At 63.2% G+C, this 2841-nt stretch carries 6 protein-coding genes; all 6 read left to right on the forward strand.

The genetic code is table 11. The features are described from left to right. Positions 1 to 274: hypothetical protein (locus XANALMUS060_RS20855; protein ID WP_045739425.1), on the forward strand; the 274-nt coding region annotated here is incomplete at its 5' end. A 142-nt stretch (positions 275 to 416) separates the two neighbouring features. Continuing rightward, on the forward strand, positions 417 to 635 hold the full coding sequence (locus XANALMUS060_RS16860) for a hypothetical protein (RefSeq protein WP_045739426.1): 219 nt from the start codon (positions 417 to 419) through the stop codon (positions 633 to 635). A 147-nt stretch (positions 636 to 782) separates the two neighbouring features. Beyond that, positions 783 to 989, forward strand: a complete 207-nt coding sequence (locus tag XANALMUS060_RS20300; protein WP_152640600.1) for a hypothetical protein — start codon at positions 783 to 785, stop codon at positions 987 to 989. Positions 990 to 1216: 227 nt separating this feature from the next. Next, the gene (locus tag XANALMUS060_RS20860) at positions 1217 to 1903 is read left to right on the forward strand and encodes a phage baseplate assembly protein (protein WP_255352403.1); all 687 of its coding nucleotides are present in this window, start codon (positions 1217 to 1219) and stop codon (positions 1901 to 1903) included. 251 nt (positions 1904 to 2154) lie between these two features. Next, positions 2155 to 2451, forward strand: coding sequence for a phage GP46 family protein (locus XANALMUS060_RS21600; protein WP_200894101.1), 297 nt, complete (start codon positions 2155 to 2157; stop codon positions 2449 to 2451). 99 nt (positions 2452 to 2550) lie between these two features. Next, positions 2551 to 2694: a hypothetical protein gene (locus tag XANALMUS060_RS22485; protein ID WP_235430600.1), complete on the forward strand. Its 144-nt coding sequence runs from the start codon at positions 2551 to 2553 to the stop codon at positions 2692 to 2694. Positions 2695 to 2841 lie beyond the last annotated feature (147 nt).

The following is a 2841-nucleotide window of genomic DNA, read 5'->3' on the forward strand; positions in this document are numbered from 1 at the left end:
CGAAACCGTGTTCGAGAGCATCGACCGGTTGATGCGTCTGCGCCATGTGTTGTCCACCGACAACGCCCTGGGCGATCTGGTGTTCATCGATGTCGGCAGCACCGGCACCGCCACCACCACGCTCGAGTTGGGCCAGAACATCCAAGAAGGTAGCTGCGAACTCGACTTCAAGGCGGTGATGTCCAGCTATGTCGTCAAAGGCCAGCGTGCAGGCAATGACGGCGACTTTGGCGTCGATGCCAACGAAGGTCAAAGGCCAGCGTGCAGGCAATGACGGCGACTTTGGCGTCGATGCCAACGAAGCCCACCCAGGGTGACGATGACGACATGGCCGCATTCGAAGGGGGCATCGCCGATACCGGCACGCCGGTCACCGCCAGTCTGGCCGATGCACGTTCCAGGGTGACGATGACGACATGGCCGCATTCGAAGGGGGCATCGCCGATACCGGCACGCCGGTCACCGCCAGTCTGGCCGATGCACGTTCCAAGCGCTTCCGTGTCCTGGTCCTCAAGCAGGCCGGCCATGCCGATGCCGGCCGGCACCTGTCAGGACCGCGCGCTGTACGAACGCGCACACCGGGCTGCCAAGGCGCTCGAAGCCACGTATACGGTCGCCGGCTGGCGTCAAGGTGATGGACAACTGTGGATGCCGAACCTGCTCGTGCGTGTGCGCGAACCTGTCAGGACCGCGCGCTGTACGAACGCGCACACCGGGCTGCCAAGGCGCTCGAAGCCACGTATACGGTCGCCGGCTGGCGTCAAGGTGATGGACAACTGTGGATGCCGAACCTGCTCGTGCGTGTGCGCGACGCGCTAATCGGCTTCGACCAGACGATGGTCATCGCCGAAGCGCATTACCTGCTCGACGATGACGGACTGCGCACGCAGCTGCGTGTGGGTCCCCCCGATGGTTACCGCTCCAAGGCCGCCAAATCAAGCAAGGGCATCAAGCGTGGCGGCGGCGACACCTGGGCCGAAGTGGAATGAGACAGCGCAGATGATGGAATTCAACCGTCTGATGGCGCCCACCTTATGCCAGACGCCTATCGAACATGGTCGCCAGAGGCACCGTGTCCCTGGTCAACGCGGCCAGCAAGATGCAAAGCCTTATGCCAGACGCCTATCGAACATGGTCGCCAGAGGCACCGTGTCCCTGGTCAACGCGGCCAGCAAGATGCAAAGCCTGCAGCTGCGCCTGTTAGCCGCAGCTGCGCCTGTTAGCCGGCGAGTCCAAAGCCGACGTCGAGCATTTCGAGCCGTATGGCTTGACCAGTCATCCTCAACCTGGCGCCGAATGCATCGCCCTATTCCTCGATGGAGACCGCTCCCACGGCGTGGTCATGTGCGTGGCCGACCGACGCTATCGCGTTAAAAGCCTGGAGCCCTATTCCTCGATGGAGACCGCTCCCACGGCGTGGTCATGTGCGTGGCCGACCGACGCTATCGCGTTAAAAGCCTGGAAAGCGAGCGGCGAAGTCATCCTGCATGACGACCAGGGACAATCGGTCTACCTCATGCGCAATGGCATCAAGCTGACCGACAAGGCCGGAGGCGAAGTCATCCTGCATGACGACCAGGGACAATCGGTCTACCTCATGCGCAATGGCATCAAGCTGACCGACAAGGCCGGATCGACCGTGGTGCTGCAAGGTGACGGCAGCGGGGTCATGACCTTCAACGCCGGCCTCACGATCAATGCCAACAGCAAGGTGGTCGGAACACTGGAGGTCACGCAGAACATCACCTGCCAGGCCAGCATCACGGCAGCACAGGATGTCGGCGATCAGCGCGGCACCAAGACCATGGCGGGCATGCGGGCGGTCTTCAATGCCCACACCCACAGCGGCACCGACAGCCACGGCGACAGCTTCACCAGCAAACCGCCCAATTCAACGCAATAGACACACGCCCACACCATGCGCGACTCCATGCCCCTGACTGCCGTTTTTGGTGGCCAGACAACCCCGCTCAGCCTGTTGCAGGACATCGACAACGACAAACGCCATCCGTTGGTGCGGGCCGTCCTCATCAGCTTGTTCACTTGGCGTCGGGCCAACGCCGACGACACATTGCCCGATCCGCGTGGCTTTCGCATGGGCTGGTGGGGCGACACCTATCCCGTGGTGGCCAACGACCGCATCGGCTCACGGCTGTGGCTGCTGGTGGCCAGACAACCCCGCTCAGCCTGTTGCAGGACATCGACAACGACAAACGCCATCCGTTGGTGCGGGCCGTCCTCATCAGCTTGTTCACTTGGCGTCGGGCCAACGCCGACGACACATTGCCCGATCCGCGTGGCTTTCGCATGGGCTGGTGGGGCGACACCTATCCCGTGGTGGCCAACGACCGCATCGGCTCACGGCTGTGGCTGCTGGTGTGCGCGCCAAGCTCACCCCGTCCACGGTGCAACGCGCCCAGGACTACGCCGAAGAAGCCCTGCAGTGGCTGATCGACGACGGTGTCGCTGCACGCGCCAAGCTCACCCCGTCCACGGTGCAACGCGCCCAGGACTACGCCGAAGAAGCCCTGCAGTGGCTGATCGACGACGGTGTCGCTGCACGCATCCATCGCCGTGCGCGCCGAGCGCCAGGGTCTGTCCACGCTGGCCCTGCAATGCACGCTGTTCGCAGCCGATGGCACCGCCAACGCCGTTCTGAGGTTCGACAACCTCTGGAGTCTCTTGAATGTTTAACCGCCCGTCCCTGTCGGAGCTGATCAATCGCACCACGAACGACGTGTTCCAACGACTGCAGCAGGACAACGTGTTGCGCCGCGCCGACGCACAGGTCTACGCCCGCGTCCTGGCAGGTGTGGCCCATGGGTTATACGGCTTTATCGA

This window comes from Xanthomonas sp. MUS 060 (assembly GCF_000963215.1).
Lineage (GTDB): Bacteria > Pseudomonadota > Gammaproteobacteria > Xanthomonadales > Xanthomonadaceae > Xanthomonas_A.

Bases quoted from the DNA above. Each gene is read 5' to 3' on its own strand.
- XANALMUS060_RS16860 (WP_045739426.1), top strand. From the start codon at position 417: ATGGCCGCATTCGAAGGGGGCATCGCCGATACCGGCACGCCGGTCACC.
- XANALMUS060_RS20300 (WP_152640600.1), top strand. From the start codon at position 783: ATGCCGAACCTGCTCGTGCGTGTGCGCGACGCGCTAATCGGCTTCGAC.